Source organism: Brachybacterium sp. (genome assembly GCF_052095815.1).
Taxonomy (GTDB): Bacteria; Actinomycetota; Actinomycetes; order Actinomycetales; family Dermabacteraceae; genus Brachybacterium.
Genome location: NZ_JBQDLF010000021.1, coordinates 1 through 25,514 on the forward strand (window position 1 = coordinate 1; position 25,514 = coordinate 25,514).

Annotated in this window: 26 protein-coding genes; 17 read left to right on the plus strand and 9 right to left on the minus strand. The window is 70.5% G+C overall.

Features of this window, described 5'->3' with window-relative positions:
* The first annotated feature begins 86 nt into the window (after positions 1 to 86).
* Both ACTH43_RS09785 and ACTH43_RS09790 read left to right on the plus strand, forming a co-directional pair.
* On the plus strand, positions 87 to 680 hold the full coding sequence (locus tag ACTH43_RS09785) for a hypothetical protein (RefSeq protein ID WP_441444711.1): 594 nt from the start codon (positions 87 to 89) through the stop codon (positions 678 to 680).
* On the plus strand, positions 677 to 2,053 hold the full coding sequence (locus ACTH43_RS09790) for a tyrosine-type recombinase/integrase (RefSeq protein ID WP_441444712.1): 1,377 nt from the start codon (positions 677 to 679) through the stop codon (positions 2,051 to 2,053). The genes ACTH43_RS09785 and ACTH43_RS09790 overlap by 4 nt, the downstream gene beginning before the upstream one ends.
* 454 nt (positions 2,054 to 2,507) lie before the next feature.
* Here ACTH43_RS09790 and ACTH43_RS09795 read toward each other — a convergent pair whose 3' ends face one another.
* Genes ACTH43_RS09795 through ACTH43_RS09805 form a run of 3 tightly spaced genes read right to left on the minus strand, consistent with a single transcriptional unit; the run spans position 2,508 to position 3,883 of the window.
* Positions 2,508 to 3,152 carry a response regulator gene (locus ACTH43_RS09795; RefSeq protein WP_441444713.1) on the minus strand — a complete coding sequence of 215 codons (645 nt, stop codon included), beginning with the start codon at positions 3,150 to 3,152 and terminating at the stop codon, positions 2,508 to 2,510.
* Positions 3,149 to 3,373, minus strand: a complete 225-nt coding sequence (locus ACTH43_RS09800; RefSeq protein ID WP_441444714.1) for an ATP-binding protein — start codon at positions 3,371 to 3,373, stop codon at positions 3,149 to 3,151. The genes ACTH43_RS09795 and ACTH43_RS09800 overlap by 4 nt, the downstream gene beginning before the upstream one ends.
* 30 nt (positions 3,374 to 3,403) lie before the next feature.
* A complete protein-coding gene (locus ACTH43_RS09805) occupies positions 3,404 to 3,883 on the minus strand; it encodes a sensor histidine kinase (RefSeq protein ID WP_441444715.1) in 480 nt (159 codons plus the stop codon).
* A gap of 119 nt (positions 3,884 to 4,002) precedes the next feature.
* Here ACTH43_RS09805 and ACTH43_RS09810 point away from each other — a divergent pair, with 119 nt between their 5' ends.
* From ACTH43_RS09810 to ACTH43_RS09830, 5 genes are all read left to right on the plus strand, one after another.
* Positions 4,003 to 4,749 carry an ABC transporter ATP-binding protein gene (locus ACTH43_RS09810; protein ID WP_441444716.1) on the plus strand — a complete coding sequence of 249 codons (747 nt, stop codon included), beginning with the start codon at positions 4,003 to 4,005 and terminating at the stop codon, positions 4,747 to 4,749.
* Positions 4,746 to 5,540 (plus strand): ABC transporter permease, encoded by a 795-nt coding sequence (locus ACTH43_RS09815; protein ID WP_441444717.1) that lies wholly within the window; start codon positions 4,746 to 4,748, stop codon positions 5,538 to 5,540. Before ACTH43_RS09810 ends, ACTH43_RS09815 begins: the two co-directional genes overlap by 4 nt.
* Before the next feature lie 180 nt (positions 5,541 to 5,720).
* Positions 5,721 to 7,277, plus strand: coding sequence for an Ada metal-binding domain-containing protein (locus ACTH43_RS09820; RefSeq protein ID WP_441444718.1), 1,557 nt, complete (start codon positions 5,721 to 5,723; stop codon positions 7,275 to 7,277).
* Positions 7,274 to 7,786 (plus strand): methylated-DNA--[protein]-cysteine S-methyltransferase, encoded by a 513-nt coding sequence (locus tag ACTH43_RS09825; protein WP_441444719.1) that lies wholly within the window; start codon positions 7,274 to 7,276, stop codon positions 7,784 to 7,786. Before ACTH43_RS09820 ends, ACTH43_RS09825 begins: the two co-directional genes overlap by 4 nt.
* Before the next feature lie 12 nt (positions 7,787 to 7,798).
* Positions 7,799 to 9,022, plus strand: coding sequence for an aminotransferase-like domain-containing protein (locus tag ACTH43_RS09830; protein WP_441444720.1), 1,224 nt, complete (start codon positions 7,799 to 7,801; stop codon positions 9,020 to 9,022).
* Here ACTH43_RS09830 and ACTH43_RS09835 read toward each other — a convergent pair.
* The 3 genes from ACTH43_RS09835 to ACTH43_RS09845 all read right to left on the minus strand — a co-directional run bounded on the left by ACTH43_RS09835 (position 8,997) and on the right by ACTH43_RS09845 (position 11,978).
* Positions 8,997 to 9,740 (minus strand): class I SAM-dependent methyltransferase, encoded by a 744-nt coding sequence (locus tag ACTH43_RS09835; protein WP_441444721.1) that lies wholly within the window; start codon positions 9,738 to 9,740, stop codon positions 8,997 to 8,999. The two genes, ACTH43_RS09830 and ACTH43_RS09835, sit on opposite strands and share 26 nt — an antisense overlap.
* Before the next feature lie 61 nt (positions 9,741 to 9,801).
* Positions 9,802 to 11,313 carry a hypothetical protein gene (locus tag ACTH43_RS09840; protein WP_441444722.1) on the minus strand — a complete coding sequence of 504 codons (1,512 nt, stop codon included), beginning with the start codon at positions 11,311 to 11,313 and terminating at the stop codon, positions 9,802 to 9,804.
* Positions 11,310 to 11,978 (minus strand): ABC transporter ATP-binding protein, encoded by a 669-nt coding sequence (locus tag ACTH43_RS09845; RefSeq protein WP_441444723.1) that lies wholly within the window; start codon positions 11,976 to 11,978, stop codon positions 11,310 to 11,312. Before ACTH43_RS09845 ends, ACTH43_RS09840 begins: the two co-directional genes overlap by 4 nt.
* Before the next feature lie 379 nt (positions 11,979 to 12,357).
* On the opposite strand from ACTH43_RS09845, the gene ACTH43_RS09850 reads away from it, so the two are divergent.
* Positions 12,358 to 12,897 carry a CarD family transcriptional regulator gene (locus ACTH43_RS09850; RefSeq protein ID WP_441444724.1) on the plus strand — a complete coding sequence of 180 codons (540 nt, stop codon included), beginning with the start codon at positions 12,358 to 12,360 and terminating at the stop codon, positions 12,895 to 12,897.
* Between the two features lie 59 nt (positions 12,898 to 12,956).
* Here the strand turns inward: ACTH43_RS09850 and ACTH43_RS09855 are convergent, their stop codons facing one another.
* Both ACTH43_RS09855 and ACTH43_RS09860 read right to left on the minus strand, forming a co-directional pair.
* Positions 12,957 to 14,273, minus strand: a complete 1,317-nt coding sequence (locus ACTH43_RS09855) for an MFS transporter (protein ID WP_441444725.1) — start codon at positions 14,271 to 14,273, stop codon at positions 12,957 to 12,959.
* A gap of 158 nt (positions 14,274 to 14,431) precedes the next feature.
* A complete protein-coding gene (locus tag ACTH43_RS09860; protein ID WP_441444726.1) occupies positions 14,432 to 15,094 on the minus strand; it encodes an SRPBCC domain-containing protein in 663 nt (220 codons plus the stop codon).
* A gap of 156 nt (positions 15,095 to 15,250) precedes the next feature.
* Here ACTH43_RS09860 and ACTH43_RS09865 point away from each other — a divergent pair, with 156 nt between their 5' ends.
* From ACTH43_RS09865 to ACTH43_RS09900, 8 genes are all read left to right on the plus strand, one after another.
* On the plus strand, positions 15,251 to 15,997 hold the full coding sequence (locus ACTH43_RS09865; protein ID WP_441444727.1) for an HAD family hydrolase: 747 nt from the start codon (positions 15,251 to 15,253) through the stop codon (positions 15,995 to 15,997).
* Positions 15,994 to 18,540 (plus strand): glycoside hydrolase family 65 protein, encoded by a 2,547-nt coding sequence (locus ACTH43_RS09870; RefSeq protein ID WP_441444728.1) that lies wholly within the window; start codon positions 15,994 to 15,996, stop codon positions 18,538 to 18,540. The genes ACTH43_RS09865 and ACTH43_RS09870 overlap by 4 nt, the downstream gene beginning before the upstream one ends.
* A gap of 96 nt (positions 18,541 to 18,636) precedes the next feature.
* Positions 18,637 to 19,809 carry a YihY/virulence factor BrkB family protein gene (locus tag ACTH43_RS09875; protein ID WP_441444729.1) on the plus strand — a complete coding sequence of 391 codons (1,173 nt, stop codon included), beginning with the start codon at positions 18,637 to 18,639 and terminating at the stop codon, positions 19,807 to 19,809.
* Positions 19,806 to 20,372, plus strand: coding sequence for a peptide deformylase (gene def / locus ACTH43_RS09880; protein ID WP_441444730.1), 567 nt, complete (start codon positions 19,806 to 19,808; stop codon positions 20,370 to 20,372). Before ACTH43_RS09875 ends, def begins: the two co-directional genes overlap by 4 nt.
* Before the next feature lie 85 nt (positions 20,373 to 20,457).
* Positions 20,458 to 20,883, plus strand: a complete 426-nt coding sequence (locus ACTH43_RS09885) for a ubiquinol-cytochrome c reductase iron-sulfur subunit (protein ID WP_441444731.1) — start codon at positions 20,458 to 20,460, stop codon at positions 20,881 to 20,883.
* A complete protein-coding gene (gene trmB / locus ACTH43_RS09890; RefSeq protein ID WP_441444732.1) occupies positions 20,873 to 21,697 on the plus strand; it encodes a tRNA (guanosine(46)-N7)-methyltransferase TrmB in 825 nt (274 codons plus the stop codon). The genes ACTH43_RS09885 and trmB overlap by 11 nt, the downstream gene beginning before the upstream one ends.
* 73 nt (positions 21,698 to 21,770) lie before the next feature.
* Positions 21,771 to 22,820 carry an LCP family protein gene (locus ACTH43_RS09895; RefSeq protein WP_441444733.1) on the plus strand — a complete coding sequence of 350 codons (1,050 nt, stop codon included), beginning with the start codon at positions 21,771 to 21,773 and terminating at the stop codon, positions 22,818 to 22,820.
* 67 nt (positions 22,821 to 22,887) lie between these two features.
* Positions 22,888 to 23,238, plus strand: coding sequence for a DUF4235 domain-containing protein (locus ACTH43_RS09900; RefSeq protein WP_441444734.1), 351 nt, complete (start codon positions 22,888 to 22,890; stop codon positions 23,236 to 23,238).
* 188 nt (positions 23,239 to 23,426) lie between these two features.
* Here ACTH43_RS09900 and phoU read toward each other — a convergent pair whose 3' ends face one another.
* Positions 23,427 to 24,107 (minus strand): phosphate signaling complex protein PhoU, encoded by a 681-nt coding sequence (phoU, locus tag ACTH43_RS09905; RefSeq protein ID WP_441444735.1) that lies wholly within the window; start codon positions 24,105 to 24,107, stop codon positions 23,427 to 23,429.
* A 174-nt stretch (positions 24,108 to 24,281) separates the two neighbouring features.
* On the opposite strand from phoU, the gene ACTH43_RS09910 reads away from it, so the two are divergent.
* The gene (locus tag ACTH43_RS09910) at positions 24,282 to 25,514 is read left to right on the plus strand and encodes a sensor histidine kinase (protein ID WP_441444736.1); all 1,233 of its coding nucleotides are present in this window, start codon (positions 24,282 to 24,284) and stop codon (positions 25,512 to 25,514) included.

The window sequence follows — 25,514 nt, forward strand, 5'->3', positions numbered from 1 at the left end:
CGTAGCGTGAATACCCGCCACAGCAGGGTCATTCACCACGAACCGCGAAGAGCCATATTGACGGACCGCTGCTGATCGCAGCGGATATGCCCGAGCGCAGGTCAAAGAGCGCCGACGCACCCCGACGGGTCCGGGGCCGTCGTCGCCGCTCGACCTCCTGGGCGTACTGGCTGCCTGTCGACGCCCCGGCGATCCCTGCCGAGATCGACCCGGCGACCGTGCCGTGCCGCGCCCCCGGTTGCACCGATGGATCCTGGCACCGGGTACAGCGGCTGTGCTGGCGCTGCTACCGCTCCGCGTGCCTGAGCCTGGGCCGCGCCCCGGGATCCGACCACCGCGAGCCGAGCACGGACCCCGAGCGCCCCGTCACCTACACCGCGAAGCACTACCGCGTGCGCGCAGCCCTGGGTGAGCCTGGAGCCTGGCCCTGCGCCCGCTGCGGCGCCGAGGCTGTCGACTGGGCGATGCTCCCCGACGCCGAGACGATCCGCCGCACCGTCGACGGCAAGCGCGCAGCCGATCTCCACGACTACGCCCCGATGTGCCGCCGGTGCCACGGACGCCTGGACTCCGCGCGGCCGCCCGAGGGCGCCGTGGTGCTTGCCGGGATCGACTGGTCAGGCGTCAGCACGCACGTGGACGCTCAGGGGCGGCTGCTGCGGGACTGGAGGACCCGATGAGCCGCCGAGAGTTCGGTCAGATCGACCGTCAGCGCTCAGGTCGCTACCGCGCCCGGTTCACCGGCCCCGACGGGCGCCTGGTGTCGGCCCCTCGCACGTTCGCCCGTCGCCGCGAGGCTGCCGACTACCTCGCCCGGGTGCGTGGTGAGCTGCTGGCCGGGAACACCGCCGCTGTGATCCCGACCCGCGTCACCGTGGCCGAGGCCGTCGACACGTACCTGCGCACGAACAGCACGCGGCTGCGGCCCCGCACCCTGGACCTGTACCGGCGCACCGCTGAGCGCTGGATCCTGCGGCTTATCGGCACCGGCGCCGCGAGGATCGACCTTGGACCGCTGCCGCTGTCGACGCTGACCACGCCGTTGCTGCGCGAGTGGCACACCTCCCTGTGCGAGCACGCCCACGCCGAGGCCACGACCTCGCCGGGGCACCGCGTACCGTCACAGGCTCAGAGCGCCCGCGCCTGGGCACGCAGCCGAGGGATCGACGTAGCACGCACCGGTCGGGTGCCCGCCGCCGTGCTGAGCGGCTGGCAGGCCGCAGGCGCCCCCGTAGCCCCGTCGGCCCCTGTCGACCCCGCAGCGGGCCGTACAGCCGCCGCGCAGGCGTACCGGCTGCTGCGGGCCGTGCTGAACCAGGCGACCGCCGACGGGCTGATCCCGCACAACCCCGCGAGGGTGAAGGGCGCCGGGCAGGTCGACCACCCCGAACGGCTGCCGCTGAGCGCCGAGGAAGTGACCGCCCTCGCCGCCGCGATGCCGCCTCGCCTGCGGGCTGCGGTGCTGGTGGCCGCCTGGTCCGGGCTGCGCCCCGGTGAGCTGTTCGCCCTGCGCCGTGCCGATGTGGACGCCGAGGCGGGCACCGTGACAGTGCGCCGATCCTTGCATGAGCTGCCGGGGTCCCCGATCACCTACGGGCCGCCGAAGTCCGCTGCCGGGTGCCGCACCGTGGCCCTGCCCGGATCCGTCGCCGCCGCCCTGGCCGACCACCTGGCCGAGCACACCGGCCCCGACGCCGAGGCGCTGGTGTTCGGCAAGCCGGACGGGTCCCCGATGGGATCCGGCGCCCGCTCCCGAGCACTGGCACCGGCCCGCGAGGCGGTCGGGCGGCCCGATGCGACCTGGCACCACCTCCGTCACACCGGCGCCACCCTCGCCGCGATCGCCGGGGCCACCCAGGCCGAACTACAGGCCCGGATCGGCCACAGCACACCCCGAGCCGCCGCGATCTACCAGCACGCCCGCGCCGACCGCGACCGCTGGATCGCAGACCAACTCGACGCCCTCGCCGCCCCTTCGACTACGCCGCCGAGGGTGCCGGATCCCGTCGCCCCGGCTGCGCCGCCCCGTCTGTCCCTGGTCCGCACCGCCTGAGCGCTGTTGCGCGCAGTGCCTGCCACTGCCCGGCCCCGCGCCCCACGGTGCGGGGCCGTTCTATGTCCGCCGCCCGGATCCTCACCGCCCGGGAGGTGCTGGTGCCCGCTGCCGACCGTGCCCTGCCGCCGAGGCCGCCGGACCCGGTTCCCCTCGCCGGATCCGACCGGCTGGACCTGTCCAGAATCGCGGGGCATTGCGGGGCTTCCGGTGTCTGCGCATGGGGCACCGTGCCCATTTCTGGGGTATCGTAGGCCCCGCAAGCTAGAGCCGATATGGCCCCTGGCCTGCGCAAATACCCTCTCGGGGCGGTGACTTCCAAACTGATTACGCGGGTTCGATTCCCGTCGCCCGCTCCATGGCACGAGGCCGCGGCATCCACCGGATGTCGCGGCCTCGTCGCTTCTACGCTGGTCACCGCTCGGATGCCCTTCTCTCCGAGAGTGCCTTCGCTCTATCCGAGAACGCCTTCGCGCAGGGCTCGCAGCACCGCGCTGGTGCGATCCCTCGCCCCCAGCTTCTGCAGAATCATCGAGATGTGGTTCTTCACGGTGCCCTCAGCCAGGTGCAGGAGCTCAGCGATCTCGCGGGTGCTGTAGCCCTCGGCGAGCATGCGGAGCACGTCGGTCTCCCGGTCGGTCAGCGCCTGGATCGGGGCGGCCCGTTCCCGAGCCGGCACCCGGTCCGAGCGAATCGCGCGCAGCAGGCCCTCCGTGATGGACGGCGAGATCAGGGTGCCCCCGCCTTCGAGGGCACGCACGGCCCGGGCGAGCTGGTCGACGGTGACGTCCTTGAGCAGGTATCCGCGGGCACCGCTGCGCAGAGCCTGGAGCACCAGCTCATCGTCATCGAAGGTGGTGAGCACGAGGACCGGCACCTGTGAGCCCTGCGCATGCAGCTGCTCGAGCGCCCAGAGGCCGTCGAAGCGCGGCATCCGCAGGTCCATCAGGACCACGTCCACGGGATGCTCGGCGATTGCGGCCAGCGCCGTCTTCCCGTCGTCCGCCTCGGCCACCACATCGATCCCCGCCACCTGCAGGAGAGCACGAATCCCGTCACGCACCAGCGCCTGGTCATCGACCACGATCACTCGGGTCACGCCGCCACCCGCCCCGTCACCGCGAAGCCCGCGGTGCCGTCGACCGTGAGCTCGCCCCCCAGGGACTCGAACCGTTCGCGCAGACCGCACAGACCGTTGCCGAGCTCGGGAGCCCGGGCGCCGATCCCGTCGTCTCGCGCCACCAGCGACACCTGACTGCCGTCCTGGGCGAGGTCGATCTGCAGCCGCGAGGCCTCGGAGTGGCGGATCGTGTTGGTCACCGCCTCCTGGGCGAGGCGGATGAAGGCGACCTACTGCTCCTCCCCCAGGTTCAGATCCGGGTCCACGGCGATGTCGACCTGGAGCCCGGGAATTCCCTCGACCATGCTGCGCAGCGCCTCCTGCAGGTCCACGGGCTGCGTCCGCAGCTCCCCCACCGTCGAGCGGACGTCGCGCAGCAGCCCTCGGGCGACGGCATCGGCACGAGCCACGTGCTCGCGCGCCCGGTCGGGGCCGACGTGCCGGGCGGCCTCCAGGTTCAGAGTCAGCACCGTGAGCTGGTGGCCGATCAGGTCGTGCAGCTCGCGGGAGATCCGCAGCCGCTCCGCGGTGCGGGTGGATTCGGCCAGCAGGATCCCGGCGGCTTTGAGGTCCACGTGTGCCTGGGCCAGTTCGGTGCGCATCCGCTTCTCCCGCAGCAGGGTGAGGGTGCTGAAGACGGTCGCCAGCTGGATCATCAGGTAGAAGCCGCTCGCGATGCCGGCCCAGCTCTCGGTGCCCAGTCTGCGCATGGCACCATGCTAGGCCGCTCCCTCTGCGCGCACCCGTGCCGATGGCCATGGTGCGCCGGGTAGGGACCGATGACGGTGGGCACAGGTGCTCCGGGCTCTGCCTCCGTAGCGTCGAGACCATGACACCTCTGAGCACGAAGAACCCCGCTGTCCAGGTCCAGCAGCTCACCAAGAACTATGGACGCCGCACCGTCGTCGACGGCATCAGTCTGACCATCGCTCAGGGTGAGACCCTCGGGGTGCTGGGCATCAACGGGGCCGGCAAGACCACGACGGTCGAGATGATCGCCGGGCTGCGACGGCCCGACGGAGGTCGCATCACGGTGATGGGCCTGGACCCGTTCCGCGACCGCAGGGTGCTGCGGCAGGTGCTGGGGGTCCAGCTGCAGGACGCGGAGCTGCACGATGCGCTGACCGTGAACGAGCTGCTCGCGCTCTACCGCAGCTTCTACCCGGATCCCAGACCGACCCGGGAGCTGCTGGATCTGGTGGAACTCGATGCCCAGCGCACCACCCGCTTCGCGAAGCTCTCGGGCGGCCAGCAGCAGCGCCTGTCCGTGGCGCTCGCGCTCGTGGGCAGGCCCCGAGTGGTGATCCTCGACGAGCTGACCACTGGGCTGGATCCGGCGGCGCGACGTCGCATGTGGCGCACCATCGAGCATCTGAAGGCCGACGGAGTCACGATCCTCCTGGTCAGTCACACGATGGAGGAGGTCGAGCGACTCTGCGACCGCATCGTGCTGTTGGATGCGGGCCGGGTGCTCGCCGCCGGCACCCCGGTCGAGTTCATCGAGGGTGCCGGAACCACCACTCTGGACGAGGCCTTCGTCCAGCTCACCGGACACGAGATGGAGACTGCCGAATGACTGCTGGAACCCCCGCTGCCCCCGCCCCGTCCGAGCTGCGTGGTCACCATCCCGGGCCTCGATCCTTCGTCGTCATGGTGATCTCCGAGTCGAAGATGGTGCTGCGCGACACGGCCGGGATGATCGTGCCGATCGGGATGCCCCTGCTGATCCTGCTGACCACCGCCGGTGGCACGGCCGACGTCGAGGTCGGCGGCGGTTTCACTGCTCTGGACGTGGGCGTCCTGCCCATCGTGCTGATCATGGTGCTGTCGATGATCGGGGTGGTCAACATGCCCAGCTTCCTGGCTCACTACCGACACTCCGGCATCCTGAAGCGCATGTCGGTCACCCCGGTGAGTCCCGTGATGGTGCTGGCCGCCCAGGTGCTCGTCTCCGTCCTGCAGTCCGCGCTCGGCATCGGGCTGGCGCTGGGGTTCACCGCCGTCGTGTTCGGCCTCAATCTGCCCTCGAACCTCGTCGCGGCCCTGGGGATCCTGGCGCTGTCTGCGGCCGCGATGTACGCGCTGGGGATGATCGTCGCGGCGGTCTCCCCCACTCCCAACTCCGCGGTGGCGATCGGTCTGGTCGGCTTCCTGGGGCTGGGCGCCCTGGGAGGGATGTTCGGTGGGCGCGAGGCGCTTCCCGAGCGGCTCGCCGTGGTCGGGGACCATCTGCCGTTCGGCGCCGGGGTGCAGGCGCTCCAGCGGGCATGGGTGGGAGCGCCGATGGAGATGGCTTCGCTGTCATCCCTGCTCGCCGCAGTGGTGGCTGGGGTGGTGGTCTCCGCACTGCTCTTCCGCTGGGAGTGATCGACGAACTGCGAGCCTGCGAGGGAAGGAGAGCGACCGATCACGCAGGGAGTGATCGACGAACTGCGAACCTGCGAGCGCCGTGCGGCCGGGCGCAGGGGTTGCTGGAAAAGGATCGGGGTCCATCACTCTGTCCGGATCCCGCTGGCGCGGCAGGCTGCAGAGGGGTTCACTGGAGGTATGGAGATGCTCACGGACGACCAGCGCTATGCGGCGATCGCCGCGCGCGATGCGCGGTTCGACGGTGTGTTCTTCACCTGCGTGCGCTCCACCGGGATCTTCTGCCGTCCCTCGTGCCCCTCGCGCACACCGCGCCGGGACCGGGTGGAGTTCACCCCCAGCGCCGCCGCGGCGGTCGAGCGTGGCTACCGGGCGTGCAAGCGCTGTGGGCCGCTCACCCCTCCGGGCGCCGACTCCGACGATCCTGCGGGTGAGCTCGCGCACCGGGCGCTCGCGCTCATCCACGCCGGCGCGCTGGACGCCGGACTGGACGGGAGCACGACCGTGAGCGAGCTCGCCGACCAGCTGCACGTCACCGAGCGGACCCTGCACCGGGCGTTGGTGGCCCGCACCGGCACCGGGGCGGTCGCGCATGCCCGCATGGCCCGGGCCCGCCGCGCCCATGCGCTGCTGCGCTCGACCAGCTGGCCGATGGGCGATATCGCGACAGCGGCCGGTTTCGGCAGCGAGCGCCAGCTGCACGAGACCGTCCGCCGGATCTTCGGCCGGGCCCCGTCGGCGATCCGTGAGCTCGCCGCACCTCGGCGCGGAACCGGGGGCGCGATGGGCGCCGCTCGCGCAGACGGCGTCGGAGACGAGGGTCGCGCGGACAGCATCGCCGTGGTCCACGCCGACCTGGCCGTGCGCCGCCCCTTCCATGGAGCCGGACTGGCGAGCTGGTTCGCAACCCGGGCGATCCCCGGGGTCGAGCACGTCGAGGACCTCGTCTGGACGCGTGCCGTGGCCCTCCCCCATGGGCCCGCAGTCCTGCAGGTCGACCTCGGAGCGGAAGAGGGACTACTGCCGCTGACTGCACGGCTGACGGACCTGCGCGACTATGCCGCCGCCGTCGCCCTGGCTCGGCGGATGCTGGACCTGGATGCGGACCCGCATGGCATCGATGCCGGCCTGCGGGCCGCGATGCCTGCTCTGGCCCCTCTCCTCGACGCGCGCCCGGGAGTGCGGATCCCCGGCACGCCGAGCCTCTCCGAGGCGCTGATGTGGGCGATCGTCGGTCAGCAGATCAGCACTGCCCGCGCCCGGGCTCTGATCGAGAGCGCCACCGATCTCGCCGGAGCCGAGCTGCCCGCGTCGCTGCACACCGGGCACGTCCACCGGCTCTCGGTGTCACCGGGCGAGGCCGGTGCCCGCGCCGAGGAATGGTTCCGGGGGCCCGGCGCACGCCGCCGCACCCTGGCCGGCGCGCTCACCGACCCACCGGATCCGCACCTCCCCCTGCCCGAGCTGCGCAACAGGCTGCTGGCCATGCCCGGGATCGGTCCCTGGACCGCCGATTACGCCCTGCTGCGCGGAGCCCGCGCGATCGATGTGGCACCGCAGCGGGACGTCGCCCTGCTCGCCGTCGCCCGTGCCCTCGAGCTGGCCGAGGACTTCCCCGCGCTCGATGCCGCTCTGCTCGCCGCCTCCCCCTGGCGCAGCTATGCGGTGATGCACCTGTGGCATCACCGTGACGACCTCCCTGCAGAACTCCGAACCCTTCGGAAGGACCGCTCATGACCACCACCCCGCTCCGCCCCGGCCGCTCCCATCGCCTCGTCGGGACCCGACTCGGCACCTACCTGCTGGCGGCAGACGCCGACGGACTCGTCGGCGTCTGGCGTCAGGACCAGAAGCACTTCCCTGCAGCGGCTCGGCTCGGCGCGGTCGCCGAGGCCCCCCACCCCGTGCTCGACGAGGCGGAGGCCCAGCTCCTCGCCTACCTCGCCGGGGACCGGGAGGAGTTCACGCTGCCGCTGGCCCCCGAGGGCACCGAGTTCCAACGGGCCGTCTGGGCGCACCTGGCCTCGATCCCCCGTGGCACCACCGCGACCTATGGGCAGATCGCCCGCGCCCTGGAACGGCCGCGTGCGGCCCAGGCCGTCGGTGCCGCCGTCGGCTCCAATCCGCTGTCGATCGTGGTGCCGTGCCATCGGGTGGTGGGCAGCACCGGGGCGATGACCGGATACGCAGGCGGGATAGAGACCAAACAGGCACTGCTGCTCCTCGAGGGCGCACTGCTCGCGTGACACCATGGGCCGATGACCGCGTCTGCTCCGTTCGAGCCCACCCGACAGCCGTTCCGCTTCCCCGTCGCCGCGCGCTACGCGGGCATGGAGTCCTCTCCGCTGAAGGACATCTTCGCCCTCGCCGCCCGCAAGGACATCGTCTCCTTCGCCGGCGGGATCCCGGATCCGGCGCTGTTCGCGCTCGAGGACGTCACCGCCTGCTACGACTGGGTGCTCTCCCACCAGGGCCACCGGGCGCTGCAGTACGGGGTGAGCGAGGGAGAGGTCGAGCTGCGCGAGCAGGCCGCACGCCGTCTCTCCCGTGATCTCCCGACCGACGCCTCCCAGATCCGGGTCACCTCGGGCTCCCAGGAGGGATTGTTCGTCATCGCCCAGGCCCTGCTCGAGCCCGGTGACGTGGTGCTGGTCGAGTCCCCCACCTATCTCGCGGCGGTGCAGGCCTTCGCTGTTCATGGCGCACGCATGATCGGGGTCGACACCGACGATGACGGGGTGATCCCGGAAGCGCTCGAGGAGGCCATCCGCACCCACCATCCGCGGATGGTCTACCTGATCCCGTCCTTCCAGAACCCCACCGGGCGCACCATGCCGGTGGCGCGTCGGCAGGCGGTGGCCGACGTGCTGCTGCGCACCGACGTGCCGCTGATCGAGGACGACCCCTACGGCGCGCTGAGCTTCACCGGCAGCACCTGGGCGCCGATCGCGTCCCTGCCCGGGATGAGCGAGCGCACGATCCTGCTGAACTCGATGAGCAAGCTGATGAGCCCCGGCGTGCGGATCGGGTGGATGCGTGCGGAGGGCCCGATCCTGGACACCCTCGCGGTCGCCAAGGCCGCGATCTCCATGCAGTCCTCCGTGGTGGACCAGCTGACGGTGGCGCGATATCTCGAGACCGCCGATCTCGACGCCCATGTCGCGACGGTCAGCGCGGTCTACCGCGAGCGTCGCGACGCGATGACGGCGGCGATCACCCCGGTGCTCCCGGACGGCGCGCACCTGACCCGACCCGAGGGCGGGATGTTCCTGTGGGCCGCGCTCGGCGAGGGATACGACGCCCAGCGCATGCTCGCCGAGGCGGTCGCGGCAGGCGTCGCCTATCTGCCCGGCTGGTCCTTCTTCGCCGACAACGCCGACCGCTCCACGATGCGGCTGAGCTTCGTCACCCACTCCCCCGCAGTCATCGAGGAGGCCATCGGCCGCCTCGGCGAGGTCATCGCGAAGCACACCCGCGGCTGATCGGGACTGCAGGCTTCTGCCAGAGCAGCGTCACCCGGAAGCCCTCACGCCTGCGGATCCGGACTCCGGGGAGCACCCGGCCGGCGCGCTCCCTCAGCTCGTCGAGCGACCAGGCCGGATCGGCCACCGGGACCGCGGCCGCGGGATCCGGACCGCGCGCCGGGCGCGGGTGCTTCACCAGGCCGATCAGTGGATTGGTGACGGCGCTCCCGAGGTCCCACAGCTGGTCGAGCGTGGTCACCGGCATCGTCAGGGTGACCACGAGCAGCCTGCCCCCGGGGCGCAGCAGGATCTTCGCCTGGTTCAGCGCCTGGTCGAGATCCATGTGATGCAGCGACGCGACCATCGTGATCGCGTCGTAGCACCCCGCGTGCTCAGGCCAGGCGGCATGCTCGGCGAGGGTGCGACGATGGATCCGCGCCTGCGGGATCGGCGCGACCTCGGACGCGGCGAGGCGCGCCATCTCCGGATCGGGGTCGATCCCGTCCACCCGACCACCGGGCCCGATCACGCCGGCGAGCGCCGTGATCAGATCCCCGCGCCCGCAGCCGACGTCCAGCGCCGTGGTGGCGGCGGCAGGCACGGAACGCAGGATCCAGCGGTGGAAGTGCGCGTTGTGGTTCCAGGGGTGGCGTGCGTTCAGCACCGTCAGCCGCCGACCCAGCCAGCGGATCAGCGGATTCTCGGTGGTCCGCACATTCCACGGGGTGCTCGTCATCGCCGCAGCTCCTCAGAGTCTCAAGTTCACAAGCGTCTCAGCGCCTCAGCGCCTCAGCATCTCAGCGTCGCAGTGCCCGCATGCGAGTCCAGGCCATGAGCGCCATCGCGGCGGTGAGGATCGCCGCGCCGCCCAGCAGCCAGGGCGGGCCGAGCAGTCCGAGACCGGCGAGCACCGCACCGGAGAGCACGGCGAGCAGTATCGCATCGGACTGCCAGGCCAGCATCGGGATCACCGCCATGTCCCCCTGCGGCGTGGGCATCGGGGTGATCAGGCCCAGCGGCATCGGGCCCTTCGCAGCGTCCCGCGCCCGGCCGACGATCATCACCGGCGCCAGGGCCGCGGGCAGGATGACCATCTCGACTGCTGTGAGCCCCTCGCCGGCCGCCAGCATCGTGGTGGCTCCGCCGAGTGTCGCGAGCACGCTCAGCAGCAGTGCCGGCGCGACGGAATGCAGGAGCACCTGGACGGCGGCCGACTGGCCGAACAGCGTGGGCGCCCCGAGGGTATGGACACCGTGACGGATCCCGTCGACCAGGGTGCCACCGGCGCCCCAGAGCGCCGCACTTCCCAGCACCACCGCACCCCAGGCGAGCGGGCCGGTGAGCAGGGTGGAGCCGGCGAGCGCTGCGGCCGCCAGCAACGCCACCACCACTCCCGCGACAAGCCGTTCCGGGCTGCGCAGCCACGTCACCACATCTCGTCTGGCGTACAGCAGCACCAGCGGCCGCGATCCGATCGCAGGCAGGCGCCGTCCGGCCGACGGCGGGAGCTGGAGCATCCCGGCGGCACCAGCCACGTCCCCGGTGGTGACGATCGTGGTGGTCGATGCCCACCGCTGGCTCTGCTCTCGCAGCACGCTTCCCCGCAGCCTGTCCAGCTGCGAGAAGCCCGCCGCGGTGGCGATGACCCCCGCTCCCAGCAGGAGCAGCGCCCAGATCTTCGGCCGGGTCTCCGTCACCGGGTAGGCGCCGCCGAGCCCCGGCGCGTGGGGCAGCGCCGTGCAGAGCGCGGCCGCTACCAGCAGCACGCCTGCCAGGAGCCGTCGATGCATTGTCCCGAGCAGCTCGCCGCCGAGCCAGGCCGCACCGAGCAGCAGGCCGGTGCCGACTCCAGCGACCACGAACCATGCGCCACCTGCTCCCGTGGCGGCGCCGTCGGTCACCAGGGTCGCCGCGATCAGGGAGGTCACGATGACGATGCCGAGAGCTGGCACCAGCAGCGCCCGAGCGAGCGGCCGCCAGAGGACGTCTCGTCGGCGGATCCCACTGGCGGCGAGGGTCGCGGTGAAGAAGGGCGCGATCAGCGCCGGACCGCGCACGGCGCCGAGCATCACCATCACGCTCGCCGCGGCGAGCGACACGGTCGTGGTGACCTGCGGGGCGAGGGGGTGCAGCAGCGCGGGGAGCACATCGGGCCGGGCCAGGAACGTTCCCGACATCTGCAGGACGGGTGCGGCGAACACCAGCACGCTCAGTGCCACCACGTAGAGCAGGTACAGCAGATCGGCGCGGGTCCGGGCCTGGCTGCGCTGCGCCCAGACCTCGCGGACGGCGCTGAGATCCCCGGTCACGGAGCGTCCTCCAGGTGGAGGCGGTGATCGGCGAGCGCCTCGAGCATCCGGGGATGGTGAGTGGCCATCACCACGGCCGTTCCCGCGTCGACGCGGGCACGGATCGCATCGATCACCAGCTCCAGCCGGTCGGCATCCAGTCGCTGCTCGGGCTCATCCAGCAGCAGCACCTGGGCCGGCCGCGCGAAGGTCAGCGCGAGGGACACCAGCTGCGTCTGCCCGCTGGAGAGCTCATGCGGGAATCGGCGTCCCAGCGGCGTGATCGCCAGCTCCTCGAGCAGCGCCTGGGCCTGCTCGGCCCCGGCGGCCGCGGGCGTCCCCCAGGTGGCGGCGATGAACTGGAGGTGTTCGGCGACGGTGAGGTCCCGGGCCGTCTGCGGCGGGCCGATCAGTGCGCCGAGAGCGGTGCGGAAGGTGCGGTCGCGATCATCCGGTGTCCGCCCGGCGATCTGCACCGTGCCCGCAGTGGGCTCGAGCAGGCCGGCGAGCACCCGCAGCAGCGTGGTCTTGCCGGAGCCGTTGGCACCGGTCAGTGCCAGCACCTCTCCGGCCTGCACGCTCCCGGTGGCCTCGAGCAGGAGCACGTTGCCGTCGAGCACCACCCCGATGTCCTCGAAGCGGACGAGCTCGCGCTCGGTGGAGGATGCTGCGGAGCCGGGGACCATATCCCTATCGAACCGCATCACGACCCGCAGGAGCCTCCGACTTCCGTCTCGAACAGACCGTCGCGATGACCCAGCTCCGACGTGACGCTGATGCGGCTCCGACACGCTGTCGACGCGATGCCGATGGTCTACCGATGATCTGCCGATGTGATGTAGGTGGAGACGTCACGCTCTGGATATTTTGTCAGATCCGTGAGAGAATGAACTGCTCCGTCGTAGGTGCCGTCACCCTGTTCCTGCAGGTCGAGCGGCACTCGAGCCACTTCGTCACCCCCGCGTCCCGGGCCCTGTCCGGGACCGCACGATGCCGGACGTGGCCGCCTCGACCCCACCAGGGCCGCGGTACCGCCGGTGCGCAGGTCCACAGAGGAGGAACCCCTTGTCCGTTGCCGAAGCGTCTGACGTCACCGCCGCCCCGAACGCCGGAGAAGTGCTCACACATCCCGTCCACGGACCGGTGCGCGTCGTCTCCACCTCCACCCGCGCCGTCCGCGGCGTCGAGCGTGAATATGTCGATCTCGTGGTCATCGGTGACGAGATGCGCATCTCCGTGCCCTCCGGCGGCAAGGACGTCATCGGACTGCGTGCGCTCCTGGTCGAGAAGGAGATCGTCACGATGATCAAGCAGCTCGGCGAGCCCATCGAGCCGCCGGAGAAGAAGGCGTCCTGGGCTCACCGCATCAAGTCGCTCCAGATGCAGCTCCAGACCGGTCGTCTCACCGACCGCATCGAGGTCATCCGCAACATCGTCCGTGACTCGGGCGGCGTCCCCTCGAGCCTCGCGGAGCGCAACCTGCTCAAGCAGGCCATCGACCCGCTGGCCTCCGAGATCGCGATCGCCCGCTCGATCCCTCGTGAGGATGCCCAGGTGCTGCTGCACAGCACGGCCGAGAACGCCCTGGTGCCCGCCGCCGCCTGAGCTCCTGGCTCCAGCTGATCTCCTGGCTCCGGCTTCGTCGGTGTCCACGCTGCCCCGCCTCACCTCCTCCGGGTCCCCCCGGAGGGTGTGACGCGGGGCAGTATTCGTGTCAGCCAGATTCCCCCTGCGACGCAGATCGCTCCGGTCGCCGCTCCGGCGATGGCCACCGGGGCGACCAGCGTGACGCCGGTGACGATCAGCGGCGCCGCCAGGCGTCCCGCCCCCAGCATCGTGTTCCACCAGGCGAGGTAGGTCGCACGGTCATACACCGGGGAGACGTCGATGCCGAGGGTCATCACGAGCCCCGAGCCCAGGCCGTTTCCCAGACCGATCAGCAGGCTGGGCACGAGGAGCGCCACCAGTGCGAGCCCTGGACCCTGCCCCTGCAGGACGATGCCGAGCACGGCCAGCAGCAGGAAGCCGGCACCCATCAGCAGCGCGCAGGGGACGGCGACCGCAGCGCGGCCGAAACGATCCATGAGGCTGCCTGCGGGGATCACCAGCAGGATCTCGAGCGCCGCGCTGACCCCGAAGACGATCGAGATCCACACCGGGTCCAGCCCGAGCGAATCGCCGAGCAGCGGCACGATCACCGGCCGGTTCACGCGCGCCATCATCACCGGGGAGATGCCGAGACCCACGGCGATCATGCGGCGCAGCACGGCACGATCCAGCCGGCCGCGTGCCTGGCTGCGCGGCCGTCGCTCGCTGCGGCGGCCGCGCGCGGGGGCCGGTCCCGCCTCCCCCGGAGGGAGGAAGAGCGCGATCATCACGGTGCCGGCTGCGGCGGTGACGGCGAACAGCAGGAAGACCCAGGCCATCGAGCCCACTGCCATCACCACCGCACCGAGCAGAGGGCCGATCACCTCTCCCAGGCGGATCACCCCGCCGAACAGGGTCATCCCGCGAGCACGCATCGCCGGCGGCAGCGCGGTGCCGAGATAGAACTGGCGCCCGAACTGCCAGACCTGCGTGCTCGCCGCCATCACCAGCAGGACCCCGATCAGCAGCAGGCGATGCGTGAGGTCGCCGCCCCCGCCCAGTGCGGGGTCGAGCATCAGATACGCGGCCAGGTTCGCGGCCACCAGCACGACACCGGTGATCACCAGTGCGCGACGAGCCCCGATCCGCGAGATCAGTCGACCTGCCGGGATGGGGCCGAAGAAGGAGGTGAGCCCGAAGATCATCGACAGCGCGGCCGCCTGCGGGATGCTGAACCCGAGGTCGCGGGCGATCAGCGGCACCACGGGCATCAGCGCCGCGAGACCCGTGAACTCCAGCAGGCTCGGCGCGTACACCGACGGGGTGAGCGAGCGGAGCACCTGCGCCGGGGTGCGCGGGTCCCGAGGGCGGGAGCTCGGCGCAGGTGTGGTCACCGGCCGAGTCTGTCACCCGATAGTGAGCCTGGGCAAAGAGCTCCGGGGTGCGGACGTCACGGACAGCGCGAGCACCCCGGGAGTGGGCAGCCGCAGGGCCTCAGGAACCCAGCAAGGGCTCAGAGTTCCAGGAGGGGCTCAGACTTCCAGCAGGGAGCTCAGGTGCCCAAAGAAGTGCCGGTGGTCGCCGCCTCGCCGCGACGTGCGACGCCCTCGTCGACTCCGGCCGCGACGGCTTCGGCAGCCCAGCGCACCGACCAGGCCCGCAGATACGCAGCTGCCTGAGGACCTCGCCGCCACTCCGGGGTGGGGGTGGGCACCGAGCCCAGGCAGCTGGAGCGCCAGCCGTCGGTCTCGGCGGCGAGCGCGAGCAGCGCGAGCTCCCAGCCGATGGCGAGGGCGCCGGGGCCGGTCCGTTCGAACTCCTCGACGTCGACCAGCGCGGTGTGGCGCAGATGCAGCAGCGTGGTGCCGTCGTCTTCCGGATCGAGCCTGATCAGCAGCGGGTCCTCGCCGCTGGACGATGTCCAGGACAAGGTGAGCCGGTGGGGCGCCTCGACCTCGAGGATCCGTCCATGCACTCCGCCCGGCGCAGTGAAGCTCCCACCCTCATGCAGCTCGCCGGCGACCGGCCCGAACCATCGCGCGAGCTCTCCGGGTCTGGTGAGCAGCGGCCACAGCTGGGCGGGGGCACGGTCGAGATTCGTGGTCAGGGTGAGCACAGCGCGGACCAGAGGGTGGCCCTGGTGGCTGGTCCGCTCATCGATCTCGAGCGCGCGGCGCACTGCGCCGACCACGGACAGCGACTCCGTGACAGTCATCTTCTCCTCGAAGGGTCTCAAGCCGCTCCGCACCGGCGCCGAAGCGCGGGAGCGGACTCTCGCAGGGTAGCCCACGCCCCGGCTCCCATGCCACGCCCTGGCGATAGCCTCATACCGAGCCCGGTCCGCACCCAGGTCCACAGGGACCGCCGTAGCATGTTCGGCGTGACTGCTGCGCGTACCTTCCGACCGGCCGACTACACGGCACATCTCTTCGATCTCGACGGGGTCATCACCCCGACGGCCGAGGTGCACATGCGCGCCTGGGCAGACATGTTCAGTCGATTCCTCACCTCTCGCGGCATCGACGAGCCGTACACCGACGCCGACTACTTCGCCCATGTCGACGGGCGCCCCCGCTACGACGGCGTGCGCACCTTCCTCAGCTCCCGGGGGATCACCCTGGAAGAGGGCATCGACGATGATCCCGGCGTCCAGGATCCCGGTGCGGAGACCGTGCGCGGGCTCGGCAACCGCAAGAACGACCTGGTGCTCTCGCTGCTGCGGGCCGACGGCGTGGCGCCCTATCCCGGGACCGTCACCTACCTCGATGCCCTGCCCCCGACCGCGCGGCTGGCGATCGTCTCCTCCTCCCGCAACGCGGAGGAGGTGCTGAGCGGAGCGGGACTGCTGGACCGCTTCGAGCACATCGTCGATGGCAACGTCGCGACCCGCGAGGGACTGCCCGGCAAGCCGGCACCGGACACCTTCCTCTACGCCGCCCGGCTGCTCGGAGTCGAGCCCGCGGACTCCGTCGTCTACGAGGACGCCGTCTCCGGCGTGCAGGCAGGTGCCTCGGGTGACTTCGGCGCAGTGATCGGTGTCGATCGCGGCGCCGGCGCTGCCGAGCTCGCCGCAGCCGGTGCCACCTTCGCCGTCGCAGACCTGGAGGAGCTCGCATGACCCGCCTGCGCTCGCTGCCCGCCGACCCCGTCGACCGCACCCAGCTCCCACTCGATGAATGGCGCCTGGTCGAGTCCAGGCCCCCTCAGGACCTGGGCCTCGCCGAGACCCTCTTCGCGACCGCCAACGGGTACATGGGGATGCGCGGGACCCCGGAGGAGGGCCGGGACGCAAAGACCCACGGCACCTTCCTCAACGGATTCCACGAGACCTGGCAGATCAACCACGCCGAATCCGCCTTCGGCTTCGCGCGCACCGGTCAGACCATGATCTCGGTGCCCGATTCGTCAGTGCTCAAGCTCTACGTCGACGATGAGCCGCTGCTGCTGTCGATCGCCGATCTCGAGGAGTACGAGCGCTGGATCGATTTCTGCGAGGGGGTGCTGCGCCGGGAGCTGATCTGGCGAACCCCGGCCGGGAAGCGGGTCCGGGTCAGCAGCGCCCGGATGGTCTCCTTCGCGCAGCGGCACCTGGCGGTGATGACGTTGAAGGTGGAGATGCTCGAGGGCTCGGCCCCGATCGCGATCTCGTCACAGATCATCAACCGCGAGGACTTCCGGGACGACTTCGGCAAGGGTCTCGTGGGCGGAGCGGTCACGGACAAGGCCGACCCACGGCGCACCACCGACTTCACCCATCGGGTGCTCGAGCCGCTGCAGGACTGGCACAGCGAGCGCCGGATGCTGATGGGGTACCGGGTCGCCAACTCGGGGATGACGATGGCCGTCGGCGCGGACCACCAGGTGGAGTCCGATGCGGAGGTGACCCAGCTCGTGGACACCTCCGCGGATCTCGGCCGCCAGGTCGTGCGCGCCCATCTGGAGGAGGGACAGTCGCTGACCGTCCGCAAAGCAGTCACCTACCATTCCTCGCGCTCCGTCCCCCACCGCGAGCTGTTCGACCGCTGCCGGCGCACTCTGGATCGGGTCCGCGAGAGCGGCTTCGAGGTGCAGTTCGCTGAGCAGCAGGCATACCTCGACGACTTCTGGCTGCGCTCTGACGTGCAGCTGCCCGGGCAGCCCGCGGCGCAGCAGGCGACCCGCTGGTGCCTGTTCCAGCTGGCCCAGGCCGCCGCCCGCTCCGATCAGTGGGGCATCCCGGCCAAGGGCGTCACCGGCTCGGGGTACGAGGGGCATTACTTCTGGGACAGCGAGATCTATGTGGTCCCGTTCCTGACCTTCACCCAGCCCCGGTGGGCGCGCAATGCCCTGCGCTTCCGCACCAACCTGCTGCCCAAGGCCCGCGAACGTGCTCGGGAGCTGAACCAGCGCGGAGCGCTGTATCCCTGGCGCACGATCAACGGCGATGAGGCCTCGGCCTATTACGCCGCCGGCACCGCGCAGTACCACATCGATGCCGACGTCGCGTATGCCTTCGCCCAGTACGCCGATGTGACCGGCGATCTCGACTTCCAGCATCGCGACGGGGTCCCGGTGCTGGTGGAGACCGCGCGGATGTGGGCTGATCTCGGGTTCTGGCGGATGACCGCCGATGGCGCAGCGAGCTTCCACATCAACGGCGTGACCGGCCCCGACGAGTACACCACTGTGGTGAACAACAACATGTTCACCAACGTCATGGCCCGCTTCAACCTCCGGCGTGCCGCGCGGGCGGTGCGCGAGCTGCGCGCTGCGGACGACAGCGCCTACGAGAGCATGCGCGTCGAGCTCGAGCTGGACGAGATGGAGCTCGAGCAGTGGGAGGCCTGCGCGGACGGCATGCATGTCGCCAAGGACGAGTCGCTGGGGATCCATCTGCAGGAGGACCGCTTCCTCGAGCGGGAGATCTGGGACCTCTCGAGCACCTCGGACGAGGCCTTCCCGCTGCTGCTGAACTACCACCCGCTGGTGATCTACCGCTTCCAGGTGCTCAAGCAGGCAGATGTCGTGCTGGCGCTGTTCCTGCGCGGGAGCGAGTTCACCGCCGAGGAGAAGCGCGCGGACTTCGAGTACTACGATCCGATCACCACCGGGGACTCCTCGCTCTCGGCGGTGGTGCAATCGATCATGGCGGCAGAGGTCGGCCATCAGAAGGCCGCACTGGACTACTTCCGTGCCGGACTCTTCGTGGATCTCGCCAACCTCCACCACAACACGGCCGACGGGGTGCACATCGCCTCCGCGGGCGGGGTCTGGAACGCGCTCGTGCACGGCTTCGGCGGGATGCGGCACGACGACGGCCAGGTGTCCTTCGACCCGCGGCTGCCCACCGACTGGCCGGAGCTGTCGTACCCGCTCACGGTGCGGGGCTCCCGGTTCCGGGTCCGCCTGGTGCGCGAGGAGATCTCCTTCACGCTCGAGAGCGGCGATGAGGTCGAGGTCACGGTGCGCGGCGAACGGGTCACGGTCGATGCGGGGGGCGTCACGGTGCCGCTCGTGGATCAGGGGCCGTTGCTCGATGATTCCGTGCTGGCCAGGCCCGTCGGGCTGGGCGATGAGCGCGCCGACGGCTCGATCATGACCTCTCACGTCCCCGGCGATCCCGACGATCCCTGGGAGTACCCGGTCGCCAGTGACCCTGACGACATCATCGACGAGAGCTGATCGGCGAGCTGACCGGCCGGGCCGCGGAGAACCTGGTGGAATAGGCTCGATCAGCGCCCATCCTCGGCGCACAGACCCTGAGCCCGGAGCAGCACGGTGACCTCTTCACGACCGCGACGCATCAAGCCGGTGGTCGAGCTGTCCCGACCCCGGCTGAGCGTCCTGCACGTCCTGAACCGGGTGCGGATGCGGATGCTCGACATCCAGGTCTGGGACGTCGCGGGCACGATGACGTTCTATCTGGTGCTCTCGCTGTTCCCGGGCGCGGTCGCAGTGGTCTCGATGATGTCGCTGATCGGGATCGAGGCGGAGACGCTCACTGCGCTGTCCGGAATGATCACCGAGATCTTCCCGACCCTGGACCCCCGCCCCTTCCTGAGCGCGATCCAGGCGGTGTCCTCCACCAGCGGCGGTCTGCTGGGCCTGCTGCTGGGCACGGCCGGCTCGCTGGTCTCCGCCTCGAACGGGGTCGCGGCCTTCCACCGCGCCCTGCATCGCGTGTATGACACCCGCGAAGGGCGTCCCTTCCTCCTGTTCCGCACCATCGTGTTCGGCGAGACCATGCTGATCGTGTCCGTGGTGCTGCTGGCCATCGGCATGATCATCGTGGGCGGCGAGGCCTCGCAGCGCATCGGCGAGTTCGTGGGCATCCCGCGGATCGCCTTCGCAGCCTGGAACCTCGTGAAGTGGCCGATCTTGCTGGTCATCCTCATCATCGGGGTGTCCATGGCGTACTACCTGTTCCCCAACGTGCGCCTTCCCCGCTACCGGCTGATGACGCTCGGTTCGACCGTGAGCGTGCTGGTGCTGTTCGGCACCGCGCTGATCGCCGGCCAGCTGATGGTCTACGCCACCCGCTTCGCGGAGATCCTCACCGCCCTGAACGGGCTGATCGCGATCCTGCTGCTGATGTGGATCTCGAACATCGTGGTGATCTCCGGAGCGGCGCTGGACGCCGAATTCCTGCGAGCACGCCAGATCGCCAGCGGCCTGGATGCCTGGCACCGCATCGTGCTCGACCCCCACGCCACGCACACCCTCGACTTCCTCGCCGCGGACGCGGTGCGGGCGGAGGAGCTCGGCCGCGTGGTCGCCGAGGCGGCCCGTGACGGAGAGCCGCTGCGCCGGGAGCGAGGACCGTGGATCGTCGACGCCCGCAATCCGCTGGCCGTCAACCCGCCCGCGCGCCACCGCATCACCAGCACCCCCCTCCCTCCCGCACAGGGCGGGCCCACTGATCCCCCGCACACAGGAGAACTCTCCGCATGACCGTCCGCCCGATCACCATCGTCGGCCACCGCGCCCTCTCGCAGCGCACCCGGCGGGTCCGCGAGGTCACCTCCGAGCTTCGCGCCCTGGTCGCTGACATGTTCGAGACCAACGATGCAGCCAGCGGTGCCGGGCTCGCCGCGCCGCAGGTCGGCTCGCGCTGGCGCCTGTTCGTGTACTCGTGCCCGGATGCCGGCGGAACCCTGCGGCGCGGGGTGGTCATCAATCCCGTGCTGGAACGCTTCGGCGGGATCGAGCTCGACGAGGAGACCCTCGAGGGCTGCCTCTCAGTCCCCGGCGAGGGCTTCCCCACCGCCCGCCACCGCGGGGCACGCGTGACCGGCATCGATCTGGAGGGTGCCGAGGTCGTGGTGGAGGACGAGGGCGGGGTGCTCGCCCGCGCCCTCCAGCACGAGGTCGACCACCTCGAAGGATCGCTGTACCTGGACCGCCTCTCTCCTGCCCGCAAGCGGGAGGCGCTGGACGCGGTGCGGGAGCGAGGCTGGCGCACCCACGGCATCCTCACCTGGGACCCGCGTGAGCTCGAGGCCGCTGACGTCTGATCTCGCACGGCGCAGCACCGTCACCGCGGTCACACCGACCCTCCGTGCAGTGCCGTCGCCCAGCTCGGCTCGCTATCCTGGCGCCATGGAACGCCCGTGCCTCTCCCGTCGTCATGCCCTGCTGCTCCCTGCCACTGCGGCCGGGCTGGGAGGGCTCGCGGCCTGCGGGCCCGAGGATGAGGGCTTCGGCACCGCCGCGCCGCTGCGCGCGGAGGACGGCACGATCTCGCTCGAGGACGTGCCCGAGAACGCCAGCACCCTGGTGAACTTCGGTGGCAAGGAGCCGTTCGTGCTGCTGGTGCGCGGCGCCGGCGAGGACATCGCTGGCTACTCCGGCTACTGCACCCACAACGGCTGCGCGCTGCGCCAGGAGGAGAAGGAGCTCGACTGCCCCTGCCACGGCTCCCGCTTCGATGCCACGACCGGTGACGTGCTGGTGGGCCCCGCCACCCGCCACCTCCCCGAGGTCGCCGTGGTGGTCGAGGACGGTCAGATCCGCCGTGAGCAGTGACGTGAGCAGTGATCCGTCGATGACAGCGAGCCAGGAGAAGACGCATCGCGATGTCGTCTCCTTCGTGCGGCGCGGGGAACGACTGACCCAGGGTCGCCAGAACGCCTGGGACCGCCTCTCCCCCTTCTACGTCATCGACCCGCCGCGCGGACATCGCGACACCCTGCCCGCCGAGGGGACCCGCCTGGATCCCGCAGCGGTCTTCGGCCGGAAGGCCGAGCTCGTGGTCGAGGTCGGCAGCGGCACCGGCGAGAACATCGTCGCCGCCGCCCTCGCCCATCCCGAACGTGATCACCTCGGAGCCGAGGTGTACCTGCCCGGGCTCGCCCAGACGCTGAGCCGGGTGGAGCGTTCGGGAAGTCCCCAGAACCTGCGGATGCTGCCGCTGGATGCGCAGCGGGCGCTGCCCGCGATGCTGCCCGAGGGCTCGATCGACCAGCTCTGGGTGTACTTCGCCGATCCCTGGCCCAAACAGCGTCACCACAAGCGCAGGCTGATCAACCCGCCGTTCCTGGACGCGGTGCTGCCGCTGCTGGCCGACGGTGCGACATTCCGCCTGGCCACCGACTGGGCGCAGTACGCCCACCACATGAGGACCCAGCTGGATCCGCGTCCCGAGCTCGCCCTGCTGCATCCCGAGGGGCTCCGCCCCGAAGGGAGCTCCTCGGACGCGATCCCGGCGAACATCCCGACCACCGGATGGGCGCCACGTTTCGAGGGTCGTGTGAAGACCGGCTTCGAGAGCAAGGGCCGGACCGCGGGACGCCTAATATGGGATCTCGCGTATACCCGGGTGCCTCGGTACCCGGGATAGTACGGCGCCCCGGGCATCGGGGCGTCGTCGGCAGCGTGTCCGCCTCGGCGGCACCGTCTGAGAGGGACACCGAATGAATGACCCCGCCGACGTCGATCTTCCCGCTGACTGGGATGATGACGAGAATCCGCGCACCGATCGGCGCCGCAGCCGACGGGCGGCGCTGATCGCCCTCGGGCTGGTCGCCGTGCTCGTGCTCGGCGTGGGCCTGGTGATCGGCAACTACCTCAACGGGCTCAAGGACTCCTACGAGAAGCGCACCGTGGTGCAGATCACGCGCGGCGCCTCCGACGGAGACCGCCCGGAGGCGATCGAGGGCAGCGGTCGTAACTTCCTGCTGCTGGGCTCGGACAAGCGATCCCCCGAGGACGCCGCCTCCGAGGGCGTGAGCGGGCAGCGCTCGGACGTGATGATGCTGGTGCACATCAGCGATGACAACCAGAGCGTGTACATCACCTCCTTCCCGCGCGACCTCTATGTCGACATCCCCGGCCATGGCAAGGACCGCATCAACGCGGCACTCGCCTTCGGCGGCGTGGGCCTGGCGGTGACCACGGTCGAGAACTACACCGGGGTCCCGATCGACCATGTCGCACTGATCGACTTCGACGGCATCGAGGGCCTGGTCGACACCCTCGGCGGAGTCGACGTGAAGATTCCCCAGACCTTCGAGGCGCAGGGCCACCAGTTCACCGAGGGCACCCAGACCCTCAACGGCGAGGAGGCCCTGGCCTTCGTCCGCGAGCGCAAGCAGTTCGCCGAAGGCGACTTCCAGCGCAACCGCAATCAGCAGGCGGTCCTCAAGGGCATCGCCGACAAGCTGATCAGCGCTGACACGCTGAGCGATCCCGGCAAGCTCGCCGACACCATCGAGAGCATCTCCCCGTATCTCACCACCGACGACGGCCTGAGCGCCGGCGCGATGGTCGAGCTCGGACTCTCCTTGCGATCGGTCCGCAGCGGGGACATGTACTTCCTCTCCGTCCCCCACGCCGGGCCGATCACCACCAGCGGCGGAGCCAGCGTCGTCGGCACGGATGACGAGGCGATGGAGGTGCTGCGCGAGGCCCTGCGCACGGATGACATGGGAACCTATTACGCTCAGCACGCAGGGACGTACTGATCCGCCGGGAGCAGCGTCCCGTACACAGACCATTCGACGCCTGGAGGAAACAGTGGCCAATCCGCTCGTGAGCATCGTCGTCCCCGTGGCAGGAATCGTCGCGGCCACCGTCGGCAACAAGGCCGCAGCCGCTGGCTGGGGCGCCGTCTTCGGGGAGGACGCCCCCACCGTCAAGGCACAGAAGTCTGCGAAGAAGGACGTCGCGAAGCGTCGCAAGCAGGCGAAGAAGGACGGCCTCTCGAAAGCTGAGATCGCGGCGATCAAGGATCCCGAGGACGACCAGCCGCTCTGGAAGATCCTGCTCTGGGCGACCGTCTCCGGGGTCATCCTGCAGGGACTGCGCGTGGCTGCCAAGCGCGGAGCCAAGAGCGGCACGGAGCGCCTGACCTCCCGCCGTCCCCGCCCCAACCGCGGCTGAGCCCCAGCGCGAGCCCGACAACACCTGCTCGCCCGCCAGGCCCAGCCCACCGGGTCAGCCCACCGGGTTCAACCCACCGGGTTCAACCCACCGGGTTCATCCCACCGGGTTCATCCCACCGCGACCTCGACGACGAAGGGCGCCCCGCAGGAACCGGCGGGGCGCCCTTCGTCGTCGTGACTGCCGGCTCAGAACTCCGGGACGTCGACACCTTCGCTGAGCGTGTCGAGCGCGTCTCCGGTCACCAGGAAGCCGATGCGTCGCACCAGGGAGACCGCGTGGTCGCCGATGCGCTCGTAGAACCGGATGAGCAGCGTGAGGTCGATGACCTCGGCGTTGGTGTAGATGTCCTCGCCGCTGCTGGAGATCTGGCGCGAGATCTCGATCATCAGATCGTCGAGCTGATCGTCCTGCTTCTCCACCTGCGCCCCGAGCGCCAGATCACGGCTCTGGATGACCTCGGTCGCCCCCTTGAGAGCAGTCAGCCCGAGCTGAGACATCTTCGCGATCTGCTCGCGGTGCTGCTCCGGGACGGCCGGGTCCGGATGCGTGCGGCGCGCGACCAGCGCGACATGCGCGGCCAGGTCGCCCATCCGCTCGAGCGATGAGCTCATGCGCAGGGACGCGACCAGCAGTCGCAGGTCGGTGGCCACCGGGGACTGCCGAGCCAGCAGCTCGACCGCCTTCGCATCCAGCTCCAGCTGGCGGGCATCGATATGGGGGTCGGCGGTGACGACCCGCTCCGCGAGGGCGAGATCGCCCTCGAGCAGGGCGGTGGTCGCGTCCTCGAGGGCCGTCCCGACCAGCTCGGCCATGTCGACCAGGTCATCGACGATATGCCGCAGGTCGCTCTGGTACGCCTCGCGCATGGTTACTACTCCTCTGTCTGAAGGGACCTTCGCCACCGATGATCGCAATCTCGGGTGAACGGACTGCGGCGGCCGGTGAACGTGAAGCGTAGTCCCCATGAACTCCTGACCTCATTGTCCTTCATGCTGGCTGGGCAGTTCGGGAGAGCGTGGCCGGGGGCCTAGGCTGTACGGGTGCCCCTGTCTGCGCTCCTCGTGCTCGCCGGCGCGATCGGTCTGGTGATCGGCGTCGCCGCGATGCTCGCGCTCGCCTCCCCGCAGCGCCGCCGTGCAGAGCCGTCGACAGCCCCCGGCCAGAACGTCCCCGAGGCCGCGGCCGAGGTCCTCGCGATCCTCTCCTCCGCCTACGTCGTGCTCGACTCCAGCGGTGACGTGCTGCGCGCCTCTCCCCTGGCCTACTCCTACGGCATCGTGCGCGCCTCCGAGGGGGACTACCCGCGCCTGGCCAGCGCCGAGCTGATGGCGCTCGCGGCCGATGTGGGCCGCAACGGCGGGTTCCGCGATGAGCGTCTCAGCCTGCGCCGCTCGTCCCAGGGCGATTCCGATGCCGTGATCGATGTGCGCATCGGGGCCCTCGGCGAGCATGGGGCGCTGCTGCTGGCCGACGATCTCACCCGTGCGGTGCGGGTCGAGGAGACCCGTCGCGACTTCGTGGCCAATGTGTCCCACGAGCTGAAGACCCCCGTCGGCGCCATCACCCTGCTGGCCGAGACGATGGAGGACGCCGCCGAGGACCCGGACGCGGTGCGCCGCTTCGCCGAACGGATGCAGACGGAGTCCCGCAGGCTGTCGCACCTGGTCAAAGAGATCATCGAGCTCTCCCGGGTCCAGGGCGGCTCCGCACTGCCCGACGCCGAGCCTGTCGAGATCGACGAGGTGATCGAGGAGGCGGTGGCGCTGAACCGGAACTTCGGACTGGGCTCGAAGATCGAGGTCAGTGTGGGCGGGACACAGGGGCTGACCGTCTTCGGCTCCCCCGCCATGCTCACCACCGCGCTGTCGAACCTGATCTCCAACGCGATCTCCTACTCCGATCCGCACACCCGGGTCGGGGTGTCCGTGCGCCGTGATCACGGCATGGTCGAGATCTCCGTCAAGGATCAGGGCATCGGCATCTCCAAAGAGAACCTCGAGCGGGTCTTCGAACGCTTCTTCCGCGTCGACCGCGCCCGGTCGCGGGCCACCGGCGGCTCCGGGCTGGGCCTCGCGATCGTCAAGCACATCGCGAGCGACCACGGAGGTGAAGTCCCCGCCTGGTCGATGCCGGGCCAGGGATCGACGTTCACGCTCCGACTGCCGGAGATGGGTCGGACCGAGACCATCACCGTCGGCGCCCGCGCGGTCGATGACCCCCACAGCAGCCCATCCGCCTCGATGACCCGTCATGGGTCGGGAAAGGGACATTGA

Excerpts from the sequence above, each read along its gene's own strand:
- ACTH43_RS09785 (WP_441444711.1), top strand. The coding sequence starts at position 87 with ATGCCCGAGCGCAGGTCAAAGAGCGCCGACGCACCCCGACGGGTCCGG.
- ACTH43_RS09790 (WP_441444712.1), top strand. The coding sequence starts at position 677 with ATGAGCCGCCGAGAGTTCGGTCAGATCGACCGTCAGCGCTCAGGTCGC.
- ACTH43_RS09805 (WP_441444715.1), bottom strand. The coding sequence starts at position 3,883 with ATGCGCAGACTGGGCACCGAGAGCTGGGCCGGCATCGCGAGCGGCTTC.
- ACTH43_RS09810 (WP_441444716.1), top strand. The coding sequence starts at position 4,003 with ATGACACCTCTGAGCACGAAGAACCCCGCTGTCCAGGTCCAGCAGCTC.
- ACTH43_RS09815 (WP_441444717.1), top strand. The coding sequence starts at position 4,746 with ATGACTGCTGGAACCCCCGCTGCCCCCGCCCCGTCCGAGCTGCGTGGT.
- ACTH43_RS09820 (WP_441444718.1), top strand. The coding sequence starts at position 5,721 with ATGGAGATGCTCACGGACGACCAGCGCTATGCGGCGATCGCCGCGCGC.
- ACTH43_RS09825 (WP_441444719.1), top strand. The coding sequence starts at position 7,274 with ATGACCACCACCCCGCTCCGCCCCGGCCGCTCCCATCGCCTCGTCGGG.
- ACTH43_RS09830 (WP_441444720.1), top strand. The coding sequence starts at position 7,799 with ATGACCGCGTCTGCTCCGTTCGAGCCCACCCGACAGCCGTTCCGCTTC.
- ACTH43_RS09835 (WP_441444721.1), bottom strand. The coding sequence starts at position 9,740 with ATGACGAGCACCCCGTGGAATGTGCGGACCACCGAGAATCCGCTGATC.
- ACTH43_RS09845 (WP_441444723.1), bottom strand. The coding sequence starts at position 11,978 with ATGGTCCCCGGCTCCGCAGCATCCTCCACCGAGCGCGAGCTCGTCCGC.
- ACTH43_RS09860 (WP_441444726.1), bottom strand. The coding sequence starts at position 15,094 with ATGACTGTCACGGAGTCGCTGTCCGTGGTCGGCGCAGTGCGCCGCGCG.
- ACTH43_RS09865 (WP_441444727.1), top strand. The coding sequence starts at position 15,251 with ATGTTCGGCGTGACTGCTGCGCGTACCTTCCGACCGGCCGACTACACG.
- ACTH43_RS09870 (WP_441444728.1), top strand. The coding sequence starts at position 15,994 with ATGACCCGCCTGCGCTCGCTGCCCGCCGACCCCGTCGACCGCACCCAG.
- def (WP_441444730.1), top strand. The coding sequence starts at position 19,806 with ATGACCGTCCGCCCGATCACCATCGTCGGCCACCGCGCCCTCTCGCAG.
- ACTH43_RS09885 (WP_441444731.1), top strand. The coding sequence starts at position 20,458 with ATGGAACGCCCGTGCCTCTCCCGTCGTCATGCCCTGCTGCTCCCTGCC.
- ACTH43_RS09895 (WP_441444733.1), top strand. The coding sequence starts at position 21,771 with ATGAATGACCCCGCCGACGTCGATCTTCCCGCTGACTGGGATGATGAC.
- phoU (WP_441444735.1), bottom strand. The coding sequence starts at position 24,107 with ATGCGCGAGGCGTACCAGAGCGACCTGCGGCATATCGTCGATGACCTG.